This is a genomic window from Streptomyces sp. NPDC055103 (assembly GCF_053607625.1).
On sequence record NZ_JBSGTX010000021.1, the window covers coordinates 82,652 to 104,441 of the forward strand.

The 21,790-nt window shown below is 73.1% G+C and carries 21 protein-coding genes; 8 read left to right on the top strand and 13 right to left on the bottom strand.

Annotated elements, in window-relative coordinates:
* Positions 1-13: 13 nt before the first annotated feature.
* Both ACWFR1_RS15960 and ACWFR1_RS15965 read right to left on the bottom strand, forming a co-directional pair.
* Positions 14-496, bottom strand: coding sequence for a DUF402 domain-containing protein (locus ACWFR1_RS15960; RefSeq protein ID WP_453551227.1), 483 nt, complete (start codon positions 494-496; stop codon positions 14-16).
* A complete protein-coding gene (locus ACWFR1_RS15965; protein WP_453551229.1) occupies positions 477-1,400 on the bottom strand; it encodes an N-acetyltransferase family protein in 924 nt (307 codons plus the stop codon). Before ACWFR1_RS15965 ends, ACWFR1_RS15960 begins: the two co-directional genes overlap by 20 nt.
* 74 nt (positions 1,401-1,474) lie before the next feature.
* Between ACWFR1_RS15965 and ACWFR1_RS15970 the strand changes: the two genes are divergently transcribed.
* On the top strand, positions 1,475-1,849 hold the full coding sequence (locus ACWFR1_RS15970) for a GntR family transcriptional regulator (protein ID WP_453551232.1): 375 nt from the start codon (positions 1,475-1,477) through the stop codon (positions 1,847-1,849).
* 19 nt (positions 1,850-1,868) lie between these two features.
* Here the strand turns inward: ACWFR1_RS15970 and ACWFR1_RS15975 are convergent, their stop codons facing one another.
* The 4 genes from ACWFR1_RS15975 to ACWFR1_RS15990 all read right to left on the bottom strand — a co-directional run bounded on the left by ACWFR1_RS15975 (position 1,869) and on the right by ACWFR1_RS15990 (position 5,984).
* Complete coding sequence (locus ACWFR1_RS15975) at positions 1,869-2,987, bottom strand: DUF5925 domain-containing protein (RefSeq protein WP_453551235.1); 1,119 nt, start codon at positions 2,985-2,987, stop codon at positions 1,869-1,871.
* Between the two features lie 74 nt (positions 2,988-3,061).
* Positions 3,062-3,826 carry a polysaccharide deacetylase family protein gene (locus ACWFR1_RS15980; RefSeq protein ID WP_453551294.1) on the bottom strand — a complete coding sequence of 255 codons (765 nt, stop codon included), beginning with the start codon at positions 3,824-3,826 and terminating at the stop codon, positions 3,062-3,064.
* A 149-nt stretch (positions 3,827-3,975) separates the two neighbouring features.
* Entirely contained in the window at positions 3,976-5,157 is a 1,182-nt protein-coding gene (locus tag ACWFR1_RS15985; RefSeq protein WP_453551238.1) for a glycosyltransferase family 2 protein, read from the bottom strand.
* On the bottom strand, positions 5,154-5,984 hold the full coding sequence (locus tag ACWFR1_RS15990; protein WP_453551240.1) for a glycosyltransferase family 2 protein: 831 nt from the start codon (positions 5,982-5,984) through the stop codon (positions 5,154-5,156). The genes ACWFR1_RS15985 and ACWFR1_RS15990 overlap by 4 nt, the downstream gene beginning before the upstream one ends.
* 650 nt (positions 5,985-6,634) lie before the next feature.
* Between ACWFR1_RS15990 and ACWFR1_RS15995 the strand changes: the two genes are divergently transcribed.
* A complete protein-coding gene (locus tag ACWFR1_RS15995; protein WP_453551242.1) occupies positions 6,635-7,441 on the top strand; it encodes an SGNH/GDSL hydrolase family protein in 807 nt (268 codons plus the stop codon).
* Here ACWFR1_RS15995 and ACWFR1_RS16000 read toward each other — a convergent pair.
* Positions 7,425-8,450, bottom strand: coding sequence for a protein kinase domain-containing protein (locus ACWFR1_RS16000; protein ID WP_453551244.1), 1,026 nt, complete (start codon positions 8,448-8,450; stop codon positions 7,425-7,427). The genes ACWFR1_RS15995 and ACWFR1_RS16000 overlap by 17 nt on opposite strands.
* A gap of 313 nt (positions 8,451-8,763) precedes the next feature.
* Between ACWFR1_RS16000 and ACWFR1_RS16005 the strand changes: the two genes are divergently transcribed.
* Positions 8,764-9,036, top strand: a complete 273-nt coding sequence (locus ACWFR1_RS16005) for a hypothetical protein (RefSeq protein WP_125749544.1) — start codon at positions 8,764-8,766, stop codon at positions 9,034-9,036.
* 254 nt (positions 9,037-9,290) lie between these two features.
* Here ACWFR1_RS16005 and ACWFR1_RS16010 read toward each other — a convergent pair whose 3' ends face one another.
* The 3 genes from ACWFR1_RS16010 to ACWFR1_RS16020 all read right to left on the bottom strand — a co-directional run bounded on the left by ACWFR1_RS16010 (position 9,291) and on the right by ACWFR1_RS16020 (position 12,273).
* Complete coding sequence (locus ACWFR1_RS16010) at positions 9,291-10,487, bottom strand: CaiB/BaiF CoA transferase family protein (RefSeq protein WP_453551247.1); 1,197 nt, start codon at positions 10,485-10,487, stop codon at positions 9,291-9,293.
* A gap of 74 nt (positions 10,488-10,561) precedes the next feature.
* Entirely contained in the window at positions 10,562-11,338 is a 777-nt protein-coding gene (locus ACWFR1_RS16015) for an ABC transporter permease (protein ID WP_453551250.1), read from the bottom strand.
* A complete protein-coding gene (locus tag ACWFR1_RS16020; RefSeq protein WP_453551252.1) occupies positions 11,335-12,273 on the bottom strand; it encodes an ATP-binding cassette domain-containing protein in 939 nt (312 codons plus the stop codon). The genes ACWFR1_RS16015 and ACWFR1_RS16020 overlap by 4 nt, the downstream gene beginning before the upstream one ends.
* A gap of 62 nt (positions 12,274-12,335) precedes the next feature.
* Here ACWFR1_RS16020 and ACWFR1_RS16025 point away from each other — a divergent pair, with 62 nt between their 5' ends.
* Complete coding sequence (locus tag ACWFR1_RS16025; RefSeq protein WP_453551254.1) at positions 12,336-13,067, top strand: TetR/AcrR family transcriptional regulator; 732 nt, start codon at positions 12,336-12,338, stop codon at positions 13,065-13,067.
* A gap of 64 nt (positions 13,068-13,131) precedes the next feature.
* On the opposite strand, the gene ACWFR1_RS16030 is transcribed toward ACWFR1_RS16025, so the two are convergent.
* From ACWFR1_RS16030 to hmgA, 3 genes are read right to left on the bottom strand one after another with little or no spacing between them, the layout of a single operon-like run.
* Positions 13,132-14,364, bottom strand: a complete 1,233-nt coding sequence (locus tag ACWFR1_RS16030; protein ID WP_453551257.1) for a type ISP restriction/modification enzyme — start codon at positions 14,362-14,364, stop codon at positions 13,132-13,134.
* Between the two features lie 14 nt (positions 14,365-14,378).
* Positions 14,379-15,128 carry a GntR family transcriptional regulator gene (locus ACWFR1_RS16035; protein ID WP_453551259.1) on the bottom strand — a complete coding sequence of 250 codons (750 nt, stop codon included), beginning with the start codon at positions 15,126-15,128 and terminating at the stop codon, positions 14,379-14,381.
* 47 nt (positions 15,129-15,175) lie between these two features.
* Positions 15,176-16,489, bottom strand: coding sequence for a homogentisate 1,2-dioxygenase (hmgA, locus tag ACWFR1_RS16040; RefSeq protein WP_453551261.1), 1,314 nt, complete (start codon positions 16,487-16,489; stop codon positions 15,176-15,178).
* A gap of 165 nt (positions 16,490-16,654) precedes the next feature.
* Here hmgA and ACWFR1_RS16045 point away from each other — a divergent pair, with 165 nt between their 5' ends.
* The 4 genes from ACWFR1_RS16045 to ACWFR1_RS16060 are packed head-to-tail and all read left to right on the top strand — an operon-like array spanning position 16,655 to position 21,768.
* Complete coding sequence (locus ACWFR1_RS16045; protein WP_453551264.1) at positions 16,655-18,790, top strand: right-handed parallel beta-helix repeat-containing protein; 2,136 nt, start codon at positions 16,655-16,657, stop codon at positions 18,788-18,790.
* On the top strand, positions 18,787-19,632 hold the full coding sequence (locus tag ACWFR1_RS16050) for a hypothetical protein (RefSeq protein ID WP_453551266.1): 846 nt from the start codon (positions 18,787-18,789) through the stop codon (positions 19,630-19,632). Before ACWFR1_RS16045 ends, ACWFR1_RS16050 begins: the two co-directional genes overlap by 4 nt.
* Positions 19,629-20,942 (top strand): hypothetical protein, encoded by a 1,314-nt coding sequence (locus ACWFR1_RS16055; RefSeq protein WP_453551269.1) that lies wholly within the window; start codon positions 19,629-19,631, stop codon positions 20,940-20,942. Before ACWFR1_RS16050 ends, ACWFR1_RS16055 begins: the two co-directional genes overlap by 4 nt.
* 19 nt (positions 20,943-20,961) lie before the next feature.
* Positions 20,962-21,768, top strand: a complete 807-nt coding sequence (locus ACWFR1_RS16060) for a TetR family transcriptional regulator (RefSeq protein ID WP_453551272.1) — start codon at positions 20,962-20,964, stop codon at positions 21,766-21,768.
* Positions 21,769-21,790 lie beyond the last annotated feature (22 nt).

A 21,790-nucleotide genomic window follows, 5' to 3' on the forward strand; every position in this document is an offset into this window, starting at 1 on the left:
CCGCCCGCCGGTCTCACCGGCCCAGCAGGTCGATCAGGCCCTCGCGGCCGAGCACTTCGAGCTCGTCGAGGGCCACGACGGCGCGCTCCGCCGCCTCCGGGTCGGAGGCGGCGAGACCGCTCGCCTCGAACTCGTCCTCGTCGAGCCGCAGCACCTCGCTGCCGTCCGCCGACACCCACAGGTCCAGGTCCAGGTCCTCGACCACCACCCCCGCGCCGCCGATCTCGGCCGGCCGGGTGATGTCGCAGTACCAGCCCTTGAGGGCGCCGTCGGCGGACCACACCTCCTTGACCGTGTACCAGCGGTCGCGCCAGTAGTGCTCGACGAACACGTCGCCCGGCTCGAACCGCACGAAGCCGAAGTCCCGTACCCCCTCCGCGGCCCACGGGGCGCGGACCGAGAGCCGGCCGACCTCCTCCGCGAGGACCTCCGCCGGGTAACGGATCTTCGTCCGCCCCGCCTTCACCAGGGTGATCTCAACCGATCGTCCGGACATGCCGTACCTCCACCGCACCGATCGAGTAGCCGAACCACTTGTTGATCGCCAACATCGGCCCGTTGCCGGCGTCGTTCCCCGTGAACGCCTCCCCGCAGCCCGCCGCACGCGCCCGGTGCAGGGACGCGTTCTTCACGAGCTTCGCGAGCCCGCGCCCCCGGAAGGCGGGGGCCGTGCCCGTCATCCCCGTGGCGTACCGGCCCAGGCCGTCCGTCTGCGCCGCGCTGAACGCGGCGGGCGCCCCGTCCACCACCGCGACCGTCGTCAGCGCCCGGTCGAAGAGAGGGTGGTTCCAGGTCGTCTCCAGCCAGTGCGCGTAGTCGTCCAGCTCGGACGCCACGTCACTCGGTTCGTCGGCGGTCGTCACCGCGTCCAGCTCGAAGAGCGGCCGCGGATCGGCCGCGAAGTCCTCGGCCGTCAGCAGCTCCACACCGGCCGGCGGCTCCTGGAGCGGCGGCAGTTCGGCCGTGGTCAGGTCGAGACGGAGGAAGTACGCGGAACGGCGCGGCGCGTAGCCCCGCCGCTCGGCCCACGCACGGTCCGCCGGCGTGTCCATGACCCAGCTGTACAGGGTCCGCGCGCCCTGCTCCGCGAGGTGCTCCTCGGCGGCGCGCAGCAGCGCCGTCCCGGCACCGCGCCGCTGGCACGCGGGGTCCACGTACACGTTGACGGAGCCGATGCCCGGCTCCGTCGCGTCATGGGCGATCCGCTGCTGGACGGTCCCGATGACCTCGCCGTCCCCGGCCACCGCGACGAGCGGTCGCAAGTGGCTGTCGGGGTGGGCGTGCGCCCAGTCGAACAACAGCTGCTCGGGCGTCGCGAGCATGAGGGGGACGGCGGCGCGGCGGACCCGGGCGAAACCCTCGGCGTCCTCGGCCCGTGCATCACGGACGATCACAGTCATGTGGCCGCACGCTACGGGCGCAGGGTCTGCCGCCGCCTCCCATTTTCCGGTGAGGTGGGGGCAGAATCGGAGGGGTGACACTCACCATCGCCGTGGACCACGAATCCACCACCGCTCCGTACGAACAGCTGCGTGCCCAGATCTCGGAGCGGGCCCGGTCGGGCAGACTGCCGGTCGGATACAAGCTGCCGACGGTACGCGGACTCGCGGAGCAACTGGGCCTCGCCGCGAACACGGTAGCCAAGGCGTACAAGGCACTGGAGTCGGACGGGGTGATCGAGACCCGCGGCCGCCACGGGACCTTCGTCGCGGCGGCCGGCGACGCGGCCACCCGCCGGGCCGCCACCGCCGCCGCCCAGTACGCCGAGGAGGCCCGTCGCCTCGGCCTCGACCGCGCGGCCGCGGAGGCCGCGGTGAGCGAGGCACTGCGCGCGGCGTACGACAACTGACCGACCGTCTCCACCCGTTCTACAGGTAGAGCCCCGCCCCCGCGGTCCGGGGCTCCGGGAGTTCCGTCGAGGGCGTGCCGCGGCGCAGCGCGAACAGCTCCGCGAGCGTCGCGCCCTCGCGCGGCACGCCCTCCTCGCGACCGAGCCAGGAGACCGACTCGGCCCTGGTCAGCGGCCCGACCTCGATCCGGGCCAGGCAGCGGCCGGGGCGGACCACGGCCGGGTGCAGCCGCTCCAGGTCCTCGTTGGTGGTGACCCCGACCAGGACGTTGCGCCCCTGCCCGAGCAGCCCGTCCGTCAGGTTGAGCAGCCGGGACAGGGCCTGCCCCGCCGTGTGCTTCGCCTCGCCCCGGATCAGCTCGTCGCAGTCCTCCAGGAGCAGCAGCCGCCAGCGCCCCTTGGCCGTGCCCTCGTCCTCCCCGATGGCGATGTCCATCAGATAGCCGACGTCGTTGAAGAGCCGCTCCGGGTCCAGGACGCAGTCCACCTGGCACCACTCCCGCCAGGACCTGGCCAGCGTCCGCAGCGCCGACGTCTTGCCCGTGCCCGGCGGCCCGTGCAGCAGCAGGAGCCGCCCGGAGATCGACTCGGGGGTCATCTTCATCAGCCGGTCCATGGAATCGGCCACCGGCGCCGAGTAGTTGGGCCGGACCTCGTCCCAGGTCCCGGCGCTGATCTGCCGGGTGGTGCGGTGCGGGCCGCGCCGCGGGGACACGTACCAGAACCCCATGGTCACGTTCTCGGGCTGCGGCTCCGGCTCGTCCTTCGCCCCGTCGGTCGCCTCCTTCAGGATCCGCTCGGCGAGCTCCGGGTCCGAGGCCGTGACGGTGACGTCCGCGCCCCGGTTCCAGCGGGAGATCAGCAGGGTCCAGCCCTCGCCCTCGGCGAGTACGGCGCTCCGGTCGTCGTCCTTCGCGGCCCGCAGCACCCGCGCGTCCGCCGGGAGGAGCGTCGCCTCGGCCTTGACCCGGTCCAGGGTGGTGCTGTGCGAGTGGGGCTGCTCGCCGGTCGCGAAGCGGCCGAGGAAGAGCGCGTCGACGACGTCCGACGGCGAGTCGCTGTCGTCGAGGTTGAGCCTGATCGGCAGCGAGCGCTGCGGCTCGGACGGTACCGGTGGGGTGTCAGCCATGGCGCCCATGATCCGGCAACCGGGCATTCCGTGCACCGTGTTTTGAAGGGGACGTTCCCCCCGGTCGCCGGTCTGGCGGTACGTCAGATCCAGTGGCCCCGCGTGGCACCCCGGACGCGCCGCACGAGCGCGTACCCCTTCGTCGCGGCCCGGTCCGCCGCGAAGTTCCACCCGATCGCCCGGCCCTCGACGAGCCGGGTGAACTCCTTGATCCCCGTCGACCTGCGCACGGTCACCCGCTCCAGGGCGTACGGCCCCTGACCGCGACAGGCCAGGGCGTTGCCGACGGCGAGCGCCTGCGTGAACCCGGCCTCCCGGACGGTGCGCCGGACCCGTCGGCTGGAGTAGCCGTACGGGTACGCGAAGGAGGCCGGAGCGCTCCCGAGCTCCTCGCCGACGATCTCCCGGCAGCGCAGCGTCTCGAAGCGCAGCCGCCGCGCGTCGAGCTGGTCGAGCTGTGGATGGGTGTGGCTGTGGCCGCCGATCTCCGCGCCCGCGTCGGCCAGTTCACGCACCTGCGCCCAGTCGAGCATGGTGTCGAGCGCCCCGCCCTCCTCGTGCTTGCCGCGCAGCCAGCCGGTGGAGACGAAGACGGTGCTGGCGAAGGAATGCGCGGCGAGCACCGGCAGCGCGTGCCGGTGCACGCCCTCGTACCCGTCGTCGAAGGTGACGAGGAGCGGCCGGTCGGGCAGCCGGCCGCCGGTGCGCCAGGCGGCGGCGAGCGCGGCGGTCGTCAGCGGGGTGAATCCACGCTCGGCGACCACCGCCATCTGCGCGGCGAAGGCCTCGGGCGTGACGGAGAGCCCGAGGGTGGCGGGAGCGGGGTCCCGGTCGACGGCGTGGTACATGAGGACGGGCACCCCCCTCCAGCGGGCGCCCTGCTCGGGTACGGGCTGCCCGGGTACGCCTGGCTCGGGTACGGGGTGCCCGGGTACGCCTAGCTCGGTTACGGGCTGCTCGGGCTCGCTCCGCCGGGGTACGGCTCCGGTCTCCGCGCTCACGGGGCCACCCCCTCGGTGGCGCTGTCCTTCCCGACCCGCACCTGGGTCGCCCCGCTCTTCGTCGCGCCGTTCTGCGTCGCGCTGTTCTCTGCCGTGCCGACGGCCGCCGCACTGAGGGCTGCCGCGCCGTCCGCCGTCGGGCTGCTTGCCGTCACGTCGTCCGCCGTCGCGCTGTCCCCGGACCGCTCGATCGGTGACCAGGAGAACGTCGGGCCGCCCCGGCGGGCCCGCAGCATGCCGAGCGCGTAGCCGCCGGCCGCGACCGTCACCCCGGTCACGATCGCCCCGGCCCGCCCCGCGCCGCCCGACCGGCCGCGCAGCGCGTCGCGCACGCCGCGCAGGACGCCCGATGGCAACACCCGTGTCGTGTAACGCCGTTCGGCCTCCAGTCCCTTCTGCGCGCCGACGCTCTGCGCGACGAGCGCCTTGGAGAGCCCTTCGGCGTACACCCGGCTACGGAAGTAGCCGAAGCGCTCGCGGACGGCGGGCACCTTGTGGTGGATGACCGCCCGGTCGTCGATGAGCAGGATCGCCCCGGGCCGCGCCTTGGCGAGCCGGATGCACAGCTCGGTCTCCTCGCAGCCGAGGGGCCGCCGGTCGCCGTCCCGGCCGATGCCGGTGGCGAAACCGCCCGCCGCGTCGAAGGCGGTGCGGCGGAAGGAGGCGTTGCCGCCGAGGACGTTGCGCACCCGCGCCCGGCCCTGGGGCAGGCCCCGGTACGTACAGCCGACGACCCAGTCGAACTCCTCGGGGAACCAGACCGGCCGGCGGCCGGAGGCCCAGGCCGGCAGGGTCCGGCCGCCGACGGCCATGACCTCGGGTCCGTCGTAGGCCGCGGCGAAGTGGTGCAGCCAGTCCCGCTCGGCGACGGCGTCGTCGTCGAGGAAGGCGACGAACTCGCCCCGGGAGACGGCGATTCCGGTGTTACGGCCGGAGGAGAGGCCGCGGGGGCCCGCGTTGGCGAGCACCCGCACCTCCTCACGGAGCCGTTCGTCCGCGTACTCCTCGGCGAGCCGGGCCAGGAGACGCTCGTTGTGGTCGACCACGAGCAGGATCTCCAGGGCGGGCAGCGATTGCTTCCGGACGGAGTCGACGGCGGCGAGGATGTCCTCCCACCGCTCCTCCGTGTAGACGCAGATCACCACGGAGAAGCCGTGCGGGGACGTGCGGTCGCTCAAGACGCCTCTCCCCGGGGGACGTTGACCGAGAAAGCGGCCGGCCGGCGGCGCGCCGCCTTCCGGACGCCCTTCTCCTTCAGGATGACCTTGAGGACCCGGATCCCGTCGCGCACGGCGTTGAGGTTGCTCACGCCGTGGATGCGCAGGTATTCGTGGCTGGGCACTTCCTGGACCTTGAGGCCGGCCTTGACGACCCGGATGTTGATCAGGGTCTCGATCTCGAATCCGGTGCAGTCGAGCGTGACCTTGTCGAGGCAGTGGCGCCAGAAGGCGTTGTAGCCGTAGCAGAGGTCCGTGTAGCGGGCGCCGAACTTGCGGTTGACGAGCGAGCAGAGGGCCCAGTTGCCGAGTCTGCGAATGGTCGTCATGTCGTCCGTGCCGCCGCCGTTGGCGAATCGCGAGCCCTTGGCGAAGTCGGCGCCGCCGACGAGGGCGGACACGTAGGAGACGATCTCCTGGCCGTCGGCCGAGCCGTCCGCGTCGACCATGACGATGATGTCGCCGGTGCAGGCGGCGAAGCCGCTGATCAGGGCGTCGCCCTTGCCCTTGCCGACCTGCTTGACCACCTTCACGTCCGGCCGGAGTTCGCGGGCGACATTCACGGTGTCGTCGGTGGAATTTCCGTCGACGAGGACGACTTCGTGGATCCATTCCGGCAGCGTCTTGAAGACGTACGGAAGATTTTCGGCCTCATTCATCGCGGGAATGACAACGCTGACTGGCGGAGTGATCGCCAAATGCGAAGTGATGGCCCGGTACTGGGCCGCTATTCGACTCGGCTCGGTCATTTCTTGGCCCGTGGTGGCCGGGCGCAGGAACGAGCTCATGGGTCTGGATTCCCTCTCGTCCGGTGGACCGCCCACCCCTTGGGCGGTCCGATGGTGTGTCCGGTTCGAAAGGGGGGTTCTCGTTCGACCCGCGCAGGAGTGATCTCCTTGCAGGATCGGCGAGTTGCATGACTGGCCGCGCGGTCCCGCGACCCGGCATGCGTGCGAACGCCGAGCACGGCACGGCACCCCCCTACCGCGCCCCGCACCGGAGCCATCGCGACGCTAGAGCCCTCCCCTGAGCCGCTTTGCTTGATGGACCTGTGCGGGTGAGATGTACGACGGTATTGATGAATGGGACTGTATGGCAAGTCCCGGTTCTGTGGCCCGCCTTTCCGCAGTTTGGCGAAGCTTCGTCGGTCAGATGTGCAACTGTCCCGGTCGGATTCGGTCAATCCGTTTGCATGCAGGGAACGGTGATGCGGGATCACACTTCTGTGTTTTGTTGTGTGACTGTGTCGCGATCTTGTTCGATCACTCATCGGGAGCGGAAGTTCCGCTTCCCGTCATGGCCGGAACTCGACGGTCGTCACTGGAGGATGGCCTGAGCGGTGCTGGAGTTCATCCCCAGTTTTGACATGAACACTTCCGGTCGAGCGGATCCGATGCTACTACCTGGTAACGCAGAGATCCTGCTACAGGGAGGTTCCATGAGACTGTCCCGCTTCGCGGCCCTTTCGTCCTCGCTCCTGCTCGGTGCCGTCCTCGCCCTCACCGGGGCGAGCGCGGCCCAGGCGGCCGAAACCGCCGCCCTCGACTACGTGGCGCTGGGGGACTCGTACTCCTCCGGCGTCGGCGCCGGCAGCTACGACAGCGCCAGTGGCGACTGCAAGCGCTCCACGAAGGCGTTTCCGGTCCTCTGGAAGAACGCCAACGCCCCCTCGTCCTTCGCGTTCACCGCGTGCTCGGGCGCCCGAACGGGTGATGTGACCGCCAATCAGCTAGGCCCCCTCTCCGCCGCCACCGACCTGGTCTCCGTCACGATCGGGGGAAATGACGCCGGTTTCGCCGACGTCATGACGACCTGTGTGCTGCAGTCCGAGGCCACCTGCATCAGCCGTGTGAATCAGGCCAAGGCCTACGTGGACTCCACGCTGCCCGGCAAGCTCGACTCCGTCTACACGGCCATCAGGGGCAAGGCGCCCGCCGCCCGGGTCGTCGTCCTCGGCTACCCCCGCTTCTACAAGCTGGGCGGCAGCTGCATCGCCGGCCTGAGCGAGAACGAGCGCACCGCCATCAACGGCGCCTCCGACTACCTCAACGCCGCCCTCGCCAAGCGCGCGGCCGACCACGGCTACACCTTCGCCAGCGTCGTCCCGCCCTTCACCGGCCATGAGATCTGCTCCGGATCCGCCTGGCTGCACAGCGTCAACTGGCTCAACATCGGGGAGTCCTACCACCCGACCGCCGCCGGCCAGTCGGGCGGCTACCTGCCCTCGTTCAACGGGGCGCTGTAGCGGAGCCGCCGCCCGTCTCCGTGGCGCCGGGACCGGTCGGGGCGGTGCTCGTGACCCCGCCAGGACCGGGACCGGCGCCCGGCTCCGTCTCCCGTACGAAGTGATACGTCAGCGCCCCCGTGAGCAGCAGGGTCCCGACGAGGCCGGCCGCCAGGACCGGGCCCCGGCGGGGCCGTGCGGGTCGCCGGGGCGAGGCGGGCGCGGGGGGAGTCCCGCTCCCGACGGGGGTCGCCGGCGAACTCCCGGCGGCTCGCGGTCCGTCCACGCGGTCCTTGCCGTCCTTCCCGCCGGGCGGGGGAGGCGCCGACCGCGCGGTTCCCGTGGCCGGCGGTGCGGCGGTCACGCCAGGGGCTGCCCGCCGCAGTTCCCGCTCGGCCTGATCCACGGTCAGGGCCGACGCCGGGTCCTCGCTCAGCAGCCGTCCGACCACGGCGGTCAGCGGCCCCGGCCGGCCTCCCGTGGCCGCGTCGAGGAGCGCCCCGAGGTTCCGCAGCTCCGCCGCCACGTCCGGCGCGCCCTCCCGGGGGCCGGAGGTGGGTTCCGTGCCGAATCCGGTGATGACGACCCGCCCGTCGTTGGCGAGCAGCACGTGCCCCGGGTCCACGCCCCGGTGGTGGACGCCCGCCTCGCGCGCCGCCCGGAGCGCGGCGAGCACCGCGGCGCCGACGCGCGCGGCCTCCGGCGGGGGCAGCGGCGCACCGGCCTCCAGCGTCTCGGCGAGGGTGAGGCCGCGGACCAGCTCCATCACGATCCACGGCCGGCCGTCCTCGGTGGCCACACCGTGCACCGTCGCCACGGAGGGGTGGGAGATCCGGGCGGCCGCCCGCGCCCCGCGCTCCAGGCGCGCGTACAGCAGGGGGACCTCGTCGGCCGGGAGTCCGGCCGGCGGGCGGAACTCCTTGAGGGCCACCTCGCGGACGAGCGTCTCGTCGAGGGCGCGCCAGACCGTGGCCGTCGCCCCTTCCGCGAGGACGTCCAGCAGCCGGTAACGACCCGCGATCACCGTCATGCGTCCACGGTAACCGAGCGGTGTCCCTCCGACTCCGGTCCGTACGGGACCGGGTGGCGTGACGATCTTGGTGTCGGAGATCACATACGCCTTCGTGTCCGGAGGTCACGGCCTCGGGTGCAGGATGGTTCGTGACGGTTCGACAGGTGTTCGATGCCTGTCCAACTCACCCTGGAATCAGATGGATTCGCACAGTGACCGTCAACCCTCGTACGGGTGTGGTGAATCCCGTCGGCGGGATACACGGGTGTGACGGTGGAGCGATAGGGTTAGCCTGCCCGGGCCGGGTGCCCTTGTACGGGTGGGGAGTGACATGGAACAGATAGCAATGCGCAGCAGGCCGCGAGTGCCTGCCATCACCTGCGGGAGCAGCGCGACGAGTTCGCGACTCGACCGCCATCTCGCGGTGCTCGGCGGTCCCGCCGTGCCTCAGCGCGAGGTGGCCGAGGCCACGCTGCTGATGCGGGAGCTGACGTCACGTATGCCGGAGGCGCCGGTGCACAGCCACCGCGGCCGCAGCGCGCGTGTCTCGCTCTTCGCCCCGCTCCGTCGCCTGCGCCGCTCGCTCTTCGGCGCGCGCCGCTAAGGGGGGGGGCGAGGGCCGGTCGCGTACCCCGAGTACCCGCCCGCTTCCGCCCGGCTTTCCACAGCCCCGTACGACTCCGCTCGCGACGACGCCGGACGTGTCCCCACCCGTCCGGCGTTCCGTCGTACCCGCACCCGTGCCTGCGCCCGCGCTGTGCCTGTGGCCGCACCGCGCCGTGCCGCGTCCGTGCCCGTGTTGATCGCCCGCCCGCCCGCCCGCCCCACCGCCCGACCTGGCGTGTCACCGGGTGACGGTCAGGCGATCACGCCCGCGCTCCTGAGCTCCTTCATCTCCGCCTCGGGCACCCCGAGCGCGCCGAGGACCTCGTCCGTGTCCTGCCCGAGGGCCGGGATCCGGTCCATGCGCGGCTCCGGGCCGTCGGGGAAGACGATCGGGGGCAGCAGCGAACGCAGCGGCCCGACCGGGGAGTCCACCGGCCGCCAGCGGTCCCGGGCTGTCAGCTGCGGGTGGTCCGCGAGCTCCGCGACCGAGTTGAGCCGGGCGCAGGCGACGCCCGCCGCGTCGAGGCGCGCCAGCGCCTCCGGGGCCGTGAGCGGGGCCAGTGCCTCCGCCACCACCGCGTCCGTCGCCGCGCGCCCGGCGACCCGGGCCGTGTTCGTCGCGAAGGCCGGGTCGTCGGCGAGATCGGGGCGGCCGAGGACCTGTTCGGCGAGCCGCCGCCACTCGCGGTCGTTCTGCACGGAGAGCAGCACCAGGCCCCCGTCGACCGTCGGATAGGCGTCGTACGGCGCGATCACCGCGTGCGCGAGCCCCGTTCGCGCCGGGGCCGTGCCTCCGTGTGACCCGTGGTGCAGCGGATGCCCCATCCACTCGGCCAGCGAGTCGAGCAGGGAGACCTCCACCGGGCCGCCACGACCGGTCGTGGCGCGCCGGACGAGTGCGGCGAGGACGCCGGAGAAGGCGTACATCCCGGCGGCGATGTCGGCCGCCGGGATCCCCGACTTGACCGGCCGGTCCGGGGTGCCTGTCACCGAGACGAGACCCGCCTCGCACTGGACGAGCATGTCGTACGCCCGCTTGTGCGCGTACGGTCCTGCCGCCCCGTACCCCGAGACGTCCACGGCGATCAGCCGCGGGTGGGCGGCGCACAGCGTCGCGGCGTCGAGGCCGAGGCGGGCGGCGGCGCCCTGCGCGAGGTTCTGGACGAAGACGTCGGCGCCGGCCACCAGGCGCCGGGCGAGTGCCAGACCCCGGGGGTCCTTGAGGTCGATCGCCACGGACTCCTTGCCGCGGTTGCACCACACGAAGTGCGAGGCCAGGCCGCGGGCGGCCGTGTCGTACCCCCGGGCGAAGTCCCCGCCGTCGGGGCGCTCGATCTTGACGACCCGGGCGCCGAGGTCCGCGAGCTGCCGGGTGGCGAAGGGGGCGGCGACGGCCTGCTCGACGGCGACGACCGTGATTCCTTCGAGGGGGAGTGGCTGAGTGCTCATGACAGCCCTGCCTACCCTGCCGGGCCGCCCCTGTCATCAGGGGATGCGTCACCCCGGTGCGTGGCGCGGCGCGGTCAGCGGCGAGCGTAGCGGCGGACCGCGAGCGGGGCGAAGAGCGCGATCAGGGCGAGCGACCAGAGCAGCGCCCCGGCCACCGGGTGCGCCACCGGCCAGGCGGCGTCCGCCGGTACGGGCGCGTTGCCGAAGAGCTTCCGTACCGCCGTCGTGACCGCCGAGATCGGGTTCCACTCGGCGACCGTCCGCAGCCATCCCGGCATGCCGTCCGTCGGGATGTACGCGTTGGAGAGCAGCGGCAGCATGAAGGTGGCGCTGCCCAGCTGGCCGGCGGCCTCCTCGCTCTGCGAGGCCAGGCCGAGCAGGATGCCGATCCAGGTCGTCGCGAAGCGGAAGAGGAGCAGCAGGCCGAAGGCCCCCAGGGCCTCCAGGGCCGTGCCCTCGATCCGCCAGCCCATCGCGAGGCCGACGAGGATCAGCGGGACCGTGCCGACCGCGCTCGCCACCAGGTCGGCGAGCGCCTGCCCGAGGGGGACGGCGGCCCGGCTCACGGGCAGGGTCCGGAAGCGGTCCATGACGCCCCGGTGCGCGTCCTGCGCGGCCTGGAACATACCGGTCATGAGGCCGCCGGCGGCCGTCGCGACGAGCATGCCGGGGACCAGGAAGGCCCGGTACTGGGCGCCCGGCACGGCGAGCGCGCTGCCGAAGACGTACCCGAAGAAGAGGAGGAAGGCGATCGGCATGGTCTGGGTCATCACGGTGATGGCGGGGGCGTGCCGGATCCGCTGGAGGTGGCGGCCGAGGACGGCGGTCCCGTCGTGCACGAGGGCGCTCACGCGGTGAGCTCCTTCCGGTCGGTGAGGCGCAGGAACACCTCGTCGAGGGTGGGCGGACGCAGGGACGCGTCGACGATGTGGACTCCGGCGGCGTCGATCTCGCGGACGATCCGGGGGAGCGTGAGCGTGGTGTCCACGGTCACCGCGCCGACCGTGCGCCGCTCGGCGTCCAGGGTCGGAGCCGCGCCGGTGAGCCGGTCGAGGACGGCGGCGGCCGCCTCCAGGAGCGAGGGGTCGGCGACGACGACCTCGGCGTAGCTGCCGATGAGCGCCTTGAGTTCGGCCGGCGTGCCGCGCTGGGCGACCCGGCCCTCGTCGATCAGGACGATGTCGTCGGCGAGCTGGTCGGCCTCCTCCAGATACTGCGTGGTCAGCAGGACGGTCGTGCCCTCGGCCGCCAACTCCCTTACGGCGTCCCAGATCTCGTTCCGGCTGTGCGGGTCGAGGCCGGTCGTCGGCTCGTCGAGGAAGAGGACGTCGGGCCGGACGAGCAGGCTCGCGGCGAGGTCGAGCCGGCGGCGCATCCCGCCCGAGTACGTGCGCGCCGGCCGGTCGGCCGCGGCGGTCAGGCCGAACCGCTCCAGGAGTTCGCCGGCGCGGGAGCGCGGGGCGCGCAGGAGCCGGGCGAAGAGCCGGAGGTTCTCGGCGCCGGTCAGGTCGCCGTCGACGGAGGCGTACTGACCGGTGACCGCGATCCTGCGGCGTACGCCCGCGGGGTCGCGCACCACGTCGTGCCCGGCGACCCGCGCGCTGCCCGCGTCGGGCACCACGAGGGTCGTCAGGACCCGGACGGCGGTGGTCTTGCCCGCGCCGTTGGGGCCGAGGACGCCGCAGACCGTGCCCGTGGGCACGGCCAGATCGAGCCCGCGCAGGGCGTGGACCTCCCCGTACCGTTTCTGCAGCCCTTCACTAAGTACAGCGTACGTAGTAGTCATGGCGCGACCCTACCCGACTGCGTACGGTGTACGTAACTAGGATGGGGGCGAGGTGATGATCCATGGCGGGCCGAGCGGCCGAACCGGAAGTGATCTGGGCGCGGCCCGAGCGCGCGGGGCGCGGCCCGAAGCCGGCGTACAGCAGGAGCGACATCGTGGCCGCCGCGGTCCGTATCGCCGACGCCGACGGCATCGACGCGGTCTCGATGCGCCGGATCGCGGGCGACATCGGCTGCGGCACGATGTCGCTCTACAACTACGTCCCGCGCAAGGAGGACCTGTACGAGCTGATGGTCGACGCCGTCAGCGCCGAGTACGTGCTCTCCGACCCGCTCGGCACGTCCGGCGGCGACTGGCGCGCGGACCTGCTCGACATGGGCCGGCAGGCGCGCGGGATCCTGCGCCGCCACCCCTGGGTGATCCGGCTGATGACCACCGGCTACGCCTACGGACCGAACGCCCTGCGGTTCCTGGAGCACTGCCTCGGCTGCCTCGACGGCCTCGACCTGCCCGGCGGCGCAAAGATGGAGCTGATCGCGAGCGTCAACGGCACCGTGATGACCCTCGTCGCCAACGAGATCGCCCTCGCCGAACGCGCCCGCTCCCTGCCCTGGTCCGGCGAACAGGAACAGGCCGTCCGCACCGCCTATCTGATGCGGCAGATCGCCGGCGGAGGCTACCCCCGGCTGGCCGCCGTCCTGGCCGGGTCCGGGATCGAGCCCCTCGACCCCGAGGAGATCTTCGAGCGGACCCTGGGACGGGTGCTCGACTCCTTCGCCCCGGCGACCGCCTGAAGCGGCTGTGGCTGTGGCTGCGGCTATGGCTCTGCGGGCGCTGCGGGCTTTGTGGCCGCCGGGGCTACAGCAGGGCGAACTGGCCTTCCGGGCCCTCCTCCTGATGGTCCAGTACGGACGCGGGGCGGCGGGCCCGGTCCGGCACCGGCAGCACCCCGGCCGCCCGCAGCTCCTCCCGCGACACGGCGCCGGACACCGTGAAGTCGGCGCGCTCCGGCTCCCGCGCGCCGAGCATCGCCAGGACCGTGACCAGGTCGAGCAGCTCCGAGGTCCACTCCTGGGGCCAGCCGGCCGGCCCGAGCGCCTCCAGGGAGCCGGGCTCCGCCGGCGCGGTCCGGTGCGCGAACCACTGCTCCAGCACGCGGACCCCGCCGACCCGGAACTCCCAGGCCTCCGGCGGCACGGGAGAGATCCGGCCCTCGCCGAGGCACAGCGCCTCGTCCCCGGCGTCGTACGTCACCGCCCCTGGCCGCGTTGGGACCGCCGCCCGTACGTAGGGGCGGCGCCCGCCCGGCAGCCTCGGCTTCGACCCGGTCAGCGCGCCCCGCAGCTGCACGTCGGCGAGCTCGCGGCCGAGTGCCACGCCAGCCGCCCAGACGCCGGGGTCGGCGGGCAGCGGGACGCGGCAGCCGGCGGGGGAGGGGAGGGCCGCCGCCAGCGTCCAGGCCAGCCACTCCAGGGCGCCGACCTCGTGCCCGTACCGATGGGTGAGGAAGGGCAGCAGGCCGGGGGCGAGATTGGGTTCCCGGCCGCCCGGGCGCCGGAACAGCGGGCGGATCCTGCCCGGCCGGCCCGCCGGGGAGCGGCCCTCCGGGAGCGCGCCCGTCACCAGGAGCGCGGGGCCCGCCGCCCCGGGGACGTACCCCTGCTCGACGGCGAAGACCTGCGGCGCCCCGGCGACCCGCCACAGCTCAGGGCGTGCGGTGTCGATGAGCCGGTGGTCCGGGAGCAGCCACTGCTCGTCGAACGGCCCGTGCGCGACGCGCACCGGCTCCGGGCACGGTCCTGACTCGCGGGCGAGGCGCCCGGTCCCGGTGCGCTGACCGGGCAGCGCCGCCACCGCGCTCGACGGGGTCCGCGCCCGGCTCGGCCGGAACAGCGCCTCGCGCTCGGCCCCCTCGGCGGCGGTCAGCCGGTCCCAGCGGACCCGCAGCGTCCGGACGTCCGGCGCGACGATCCAGGCCCGCCCGAAGCGCAGCGGCGCGACGGACCAGGGCATGAGGTCGTCGAGGAGGGGCAGGTCGTCGAGGGCGGGTGGGGCGTCCTTCGAACCCGGGGCTTCCGTCACGCCCCGCATGCTAACCAGCGCTGTCAGTGCGCCTCCACCGTCACGGTGAAGGAGAAGCGGTCGCCGCGGTACCGGATGCGGGCCACGTCGACGACCCGGCCGTCCGCGTCGTAGGTCACGCCGGTGTAGTGGAGGATCGGTGAGAGCAGCGGGACCTGGAGCAGGCCCGCCGTCTCCGGGTCGGCGAGGCGGGCCTCGACCGTGTCCGTGATGCGGCTGATCCGGACCCCGACCACGTCCCGCAGCACCTTCGTCATCGGCCAGCGCTCCAGATCGGCCGGGTCGATCGCGGCGGCCAGCTCCGGCAGCACCGCGTTCTCCACCCAGTTGGTCGGCTCGCCGCTCTCCCCGTCACGGCGCAGCCGCCGGTACGACACGACCTCCGCCACGTCCGGGAAGTACTCGGTGAGCTCGCCCGGCACCGGCTCGGTGCCGTGCCCGAGGACCGTCGTCCGCTCGCCGGACTGCTGGGCCACGATCGCGTCGATCGAGCCGAGCAGCCGGCGCGGGGTGGAGCGGCGGGCACCCGGCTCGATGAAGGTGCCGCGCCGCCGGTGCCGGCTGATCAGGCCCTCCTCCTCCAGCTCCTTGAGGGCCTGCCGCATGGTCAGCACGCTCACGCCGTAGTGGGCGGCGAGCTGCTCCTCGGTGGGCAGCCGCAGCGAGGCGTCGGGCGTGCGGCCCAGTATCGAGGCGCGCAGGGACTGCGAGACCTGATACCAGAGCGGCAGCTTGCGGTTCAGGACCAGCGAGTCGGGAGCGAAGGCGGTCACGTGTTCTCCGTACGACGGACAGGGCCTAAGGGCTTACGGCCAGGACCCTACGGCCGGAAGTGGCGCTCAAGACCCTGCCATACGTCGTCGTACCCCTTCTGCAGATGGTCGGCGTTCGCGGCCTGGGGGGTCGCGGTCACCGGCCAGCGGGTCTCGAACATGAAGGCAAGGCCGTCGTCGATCTTCTGCGGCCGCAGCTCCGCCGCGCTGGCCCTGTCGAAGGTCTCCCGGTCGGGGCCGTGCGCCGACATCATGTTGTGCAGCGAGCCGCCGCCGGGCACGAAGCCTTCGGCCTTGGCGTCGTACGCGCCCTCGATCAGGCCCATGTACTCGCTCATCACGTTGCGGTGGAAGTACGGCGGCCGGAAGGTGTCCTCGCCGACCAGCCAGCGCGGGGCGAAGACGACGAAGTCGACGCCCGCGAGTCCGGGGGTGTCGGACGGCGCGGTGAGGACCGTGAAGATCGACGGGTCGGGGTGGTCGTAGGAGATCGTCCCGATGACGTTGAAACGACGCAGGTCGTAGACGTACGGGGTGTGGTTGCCGTGCCAGGCGACGACGTCCAGCGGGGAGTGGCCGTAGGTCGCCGACCAGAGGTGGCCGCAGTACTTGTTGACCACCTCGACCGGGCTCTCGACGTCCTCGTACGCGGCGACGGGCGCCCGGAAGTCGCGGGCGTTGGCGAGGCCGTTGGCGCCGATCGGGCCGAGGTCGGGGAGCTGGAAGGGCGCCCCGTAGTTCTCGCAGACGTAGCCGCGGGCGCTCTCGTCGAGGAGCTCGACGCGGAAGCGGACGCCGCGGGGGATCAGCGCGACCTCGCCGGGGTGGGCGGCGAGCAGGCCGAGCTCCGTACGGAGCAGGAGGCCGCCGCGCTCGGGGACGATCAGGAGCTCGCCGTCGGCGTCGCCGAAGACCCGCTCCATGGAGGCGTTGGCGTGGTAGAGGTGCACGGCCATGCCGGTGCGCTGGGTCGCGTCGCCGTTGCCGCCGAGGGTCCACAGGCCCGCGAGCCAGTCGGTGCCGGGGGCCGGCTCGGGCAGCGGGTTCCAGCGCAGCCGGTTGGGGTCGGGCACCGTCTCGGTGAAGGGGGCACCGCGCAGCGCGCCGTCGTCGATCCGAGTGAACGGCGGGTGCGCGGCCGAGGGGCGGATCCGGTAGAGCCAGGAGCGGCGGTTGTGCGCCCGCGGCTCGGTGAAGGCGCTGCCGCTGAGCTGCTCGGCATAGAGGCCGAGGGGTGCGCGCTGCGGCGAGTTGCGGCCGTGCGGCAGTGCGCCGGGGACCGCCTCCGAGCTGTGCTCGTTGCCGAAACCGGTGCTGTAAGTGAGCGCCTCGGCCGTCTTCCTGGCCTGCTCCGTGGTCATCGCCCGCTCCTGTCCTGAGCCCGCAAGGGAATCCTATGGATGACCGTAGGATTCCGCGGCGCTCCCGTCAACGGGGCATGGCGGGAGGCGTTCCGCATAGGCGCCCCGAATTGGTGTCTGCGCGAGGGGGTCAGAAAAGATGAACAATGCTCTACTCTCACGCGCATGTCCTGGACCCGAAGACTCCTCCTCGCCCTCTCGGCCGTGCTCGCGGCCCTCGCCGCGACCCTGCTCACCGCGCCCGGGGCCCAGGCCCACGAGGAGCGGCCCGTCACCTTCCCCGACGGTTCCGGCAGCGTGCCGACGCTCCGCACCGGAGAACCCGACCTCCTCGTCTGCAAGACCGACCGCGCCGACTTCACGCGCCGGACATCCGCCTTCCCGGCCCCGCTCAAGGCCCGCAACCTCGCCCTCCTCGACCGCTGCGCGCGGGACGGCTACCGCCACCTCCAGGAGGCCGTCGACGCCGTCGACCGGCCGGGCATGACGATCGCGATCCTCCCCGGCCTCTACGAGGAGGAGCCCTCGCTGCCCGCGCCCACCGGCGCGTGCGCCTCGCTCAAGGCGCCGACCTCCTCCTTCGGCTACCAGATCCTCAGCTACGAGCAGCAGCGGCAGTGCCCGCACAACCAGAACCTGGTCGCGATCTTCGGCAAGAAGAACCTCCAGATCGAGGGCACCGGCGCCACCCGCACGGACGTCGTCATCGACGCCAAGTACCAGAAGCTCAACGGCGTCAGGGCCGACGGGTCCGACGGCGTCTACTTCCGCAACTTCACCGCCCAGCGCACCACCTTCAACTCGCTGTACGTGCTCGCCGCCGACGGCTTCGTCATTGACGACGTCCTCACCCGCTGGAACGACGAGTACGGCTTCCTCACGTTCGCCTCGGACCACGGCCTCTACAAGAACTGCGAGTCGTACGGCAACGGCGACTCCGGCATCTACCCCGGCTCGGCCTCGAACATCAACGACGGCCGCGGCTACGACGTCCCCCGCTACTCCATCGAGATCACCGGCTGCCGCAGCCACCACAACATGGTCGGCTACTCCGGCACCGCCGGAGACTCCGTCTGGGTCCACGACAACGAGTTCGACCACAACATGGGCGGCGCCTCCATGGACTCCGCCTTCCCCGGCCACCCCGGGCTGCCCCAGAACCACGCCCGCTTCGAGCGGAACCTGATCCACGACAACAACGAGAACTACTACCCGTACGTCGCCGACGGCACCTGCGCCAAGCCGCCCGTCGACCGCGGCTACGAGCGGGGCGTCGTCTGCCCCCAGATCTCCATGCCCCCCGGCACCGGCATCATCACCGCGGGCGGCAACTGGAACCTCTACGAGAACAACTGGGTGTACGGCCACCAGCGCACCGCCTTCTACCTCAACGCCGTACCCGCCTTCATCCGCGGCGAGTCCGCCTGGGGCAAGCAGGCCGACACCTCCCACCACAACCGCTACGCCGCCAACCATCTCGGCGTCGACAAGGCCGGCAACTCCCGCCCCAACCGCACCGACGTCTCCTGGGACGGCCAGGGCAGCGGCAACTGCTGGCAGACCGACGCCGGCGCGTCCAGCCCCGGCGCCCTGCCCGGCTGCGGGGAACGCCGCGGCGACGTCTCCGGGAACACCGACCGCCTCGTCGGCGAGCCGGTCAAGCTCGCCCAGCTCCTCGTCTGCGCCGACTACAGCGTCCCGGAGCGGCGCCTCCCGGCGGGCTGCGACTGGTACGGCGCCCGCGGCATCGAGCGCGTCGAGACCCAACTCGCCCTCGGCAGCGCCCTCGTCCTCGCCCTGACCGGCTTCGCCCTGTGGTGGCGCCGTCTGCGCGGCCACCGGCTCGCGGGCTTGGCCACCCTCGTCGGCCTCGCGGGCCTGACCCTGGACGTGGCCGGCTCGACCCTCGCCCTCACCCCCACCGTCGTCCCGGCCCTCGCACTGCTCCTCACCGGCGTGTGGTGGACCCTCATCGGCCTCGCTCTGCGGCCCACCCGCCCCGTCTTCGCCTGGACCACGGTCGCCCTGGGCGCCCTCACCCTGCTCGACGCCTTCGACAAGGCCGTCCTGATGGTCCCGGGCATCCCCCTCAGCCCGGCCTGGTTCCGCCTGCTGCTCGGCGTCGTCTGGGTCCTCTGGGCGGTCATCGCCGCAGGCACCCGCACACCGGCGATGGCCACCCCCGCCCCCGAGGCCGCCCCCGAGGCCGCCACCTCCGCTATCACCTCCCCCTCCACCTCCACCTCCACCCCCACCCCCATGTCCGCCGACCCCCGGCCCCGCGAGGAGGGGACGGCGTGACGCACCCACGCGGGGCGGCGACGCCCCTCCTCTCCCTGGTGCTCGTCCTGGCCGCCGCACTGTCCCTCGCGGGCTGCGGCGACCGGCCCACCACCCACCACAACCCCGGCACCAGCCACGAGGAGGCCACCGGGAGCAGCGGCACCCTGCTCCCGGCCCGTGACGAGGCCGGCCACCGGCTGCGGGAGGTCCCCGCGGCGAACGCCCCCACCGTCCGCATCGAGACCAGGCCCGACACCGAGGGCGGCTGGAACGTCCACCTCACGGTGGAGAGGTTCCGCTTCACCCCCGACAGCACCGGCGGCGCCGCCCTCCCCGGCCGTGGCCACGCCCGCCTCCTGGCCGACGGCAAGGAGACCGCCCGGCTGTACGGCGCCTGGGGCTACGTACCGCCAGGCGTCCGCACCCTGACCGTCCGCCTCCACGCGGACGACCACACGGTCTGGGCCGTCGCCGGTGCCCCGGTCCAGGCCACCGTCCGCCTGGACGGCACCCCCGCCGCCCCGGCCCCACCGAGCCCCCGGCCGTCCGGCACCGCCACGGCCACCGCCGCGCCACCGAGCCCCCGACCGTCCGAGACCGGCCGGACCGTCGCGCTCACCATCACCGGCCGGACCCTCCAACCACCCCCTTCCCGCATCGAGCTGAAGAAGGGCGAGCGCCTCACCCTCCGTGTCACCAGCGACCGCGCCGACACGCTCCACGTGCACGGCTACGACCGCGAACTCCCCCTCACTCCCGGCGTCCCCGCCACCCTCACCCTCACCGCCGACCGCACCGGCCTCTTCGAGGTCGAGACCCACGAGTCGGGGCTCCTCCTGACCCAACTCGTCGTCCGGTGACCGGCGTCCCGGCCCCCGCCCCCGGCCTCGCGCTCACCCCGACCCCCGGCCTCCCGCTGGCCCACGGCGTCGGCTCGCAGCACGACCTCCCCCTCTCACCCTTCTACGCCTACGCGGGCGCCTTCACCGCACTCCTCGTCTCCTTCCTCGCCCTCGGCCTGCTCTGGTCCTCGTCCCGCTTCCGCGGCGACGAGGCCGGGCGGCCCGTCCCGGCGGCCGTCCAGCGCGTGGCCGACGCGCCGGCCACCCGTACCGCCCTCCGCCTCCTGGGCGCCGCCGTCGCCCTGCTGTTCCTCCTGCACCTCCTCCTCGGCCCCGACGACCCGGACCGCAACCCCGCGCCCGGCGCCCTCTACGTCCTCCTCTGGGTCGGACTCGTCCCCGCCTCCCTCCTCCTCGGCCCCGTCTGGCGCCTCCTCAACCCGCTCCGCACCCTCCACGCGCTCCGCCCGCCACGGAACCCGCGCCCGCTGCCCGCCGCGGTCGGCATCCGGCCGGCAGCCGCCGGACTCCTCCTCTTCACCTGGCTCGAACTCGTCGCCCCCGACAACACCTCCACCACCACCCTCCTCATCGCCCTCGCCGTCCACGCCGGCGTCCAACTCCTCGGCGCCGCCCGCTACGGCGCCCGCTGGTTCGCCCACGCCGACCCCTTCGAGGTCTACTCCTCCCTCCTCGCCCGACTCTCACCGCTCGGCCGCCGCACCGACGGCCGCCTCGTCCTGCGCTCCCCCTTCCACAGCCTCGACTCCACCCCGCAGACCCCCGGTCTCGTCGCCACCGTCTGCGTCCTCCTCGGCTCCACCGCCTACGACGGCCTCTCCGACAACCCCCGCTGGATCACCACCCTCCAGACCTCCTCCCTCGACCCCACCGTCACCGCCACCCTCGGCCTGCTCGCCGTCGTGGCCCTGGCCGCCGCCTGCTACGGACTCTGCGCGGGCGCCCTCCGCCTCATGGACCGGTCCCTCACCACACCTCTCACCTCCTTCGCGCACTCGCTCCTGCCCATCGCCCTCGGCTACCTCGTCGCCCACTACTTCTCACTTCTGGCTACCGAAGGACCACGTACAGTCATCATGGCAGTGGGCACTGACAACGCCCTCGCGCCCGCTCCACCACTGGGTCCCGGCGGCCTCGCGACCCTCCAGGTCGCCGCGATCGTCACCGGTCACGTCCTCGGTGTCGTCGCCGCCCACGACCGGTCCGTCCGGCTCTTCCCGCCGGCCCGGGCCGTCGCGGGCCAACTGCCGCTGTTCCTGCTGATGATCGCGTACACCCTCGGAGGCATCGGCCTGCTGATCGCCTGACCCTGATCGGAGCGGCATCATGGTCCCCGTGCCCCAGACCCGCCCGAAGAAGACCCCACCGGTGCTCCGCCGCACCCCCGTCCAGCAGCGCAGCGCGGAGCGGCTCGCCCGGATCCTCGACGCCTGTGCCGTTCTCCTCGACGAGACCGGCTACGAGCAGCTGAGCACCCGCGCCGTCGCCGTCCGCGCGGGCGTCCCCATCGGCTCCGTCTACCGCTTCTTCGGCAACAAACGGGCGATGGTCGCCGCCCTCGCCCACCGCAACCTCGACCAGTACGCCGAGCGGATCTCCGCCCGCTTCGCGGCGACGCCCCTCCTTGACGCGTACGGAGCCATCGACGGCGTCCTTGACGAGTTCATCGCCATGAAGCGGACCGTCCCGGGCTTCGCGCTCGTCGACTTCGGCGTGCCGGGAGGCGTGCAGGGCGAGACGGCGGGCGAGGCGGCGGGCGATACCGCGGACGAGGCCGGGAAAGAGGTCGGGAGAAAGGCAGCGGCAGGAGCGAAGGTGGGAGCGCAGGCTGATGCCGATGCCGATGCCGATGCCGATCCGGGCGTCGCGGCCGCCACCGCCGACGCGGAGGCCGCCGATGAGGGCTCCGTCGGGCATCCCAACGACCTCGTCGCCGAGCGGCTCTGCGGGCTGCTCGCCGTCCACCTCGGCCGCACCGCCGACGAGTCCCTGCGCCGGAAGGTCCTCGTCGGCGTCGAGACCGCCGACGCCCTCGTCCGGCTCGCCTTCCGCACGGACCCCGAGGGCGACCCGGCCCTGATCGACGAGACCCGCCAACTCCTGTACGCCTACCTGGCGCCCTCTCTTTCCTAGCCACCCGCGCCGCGGCTCCCGG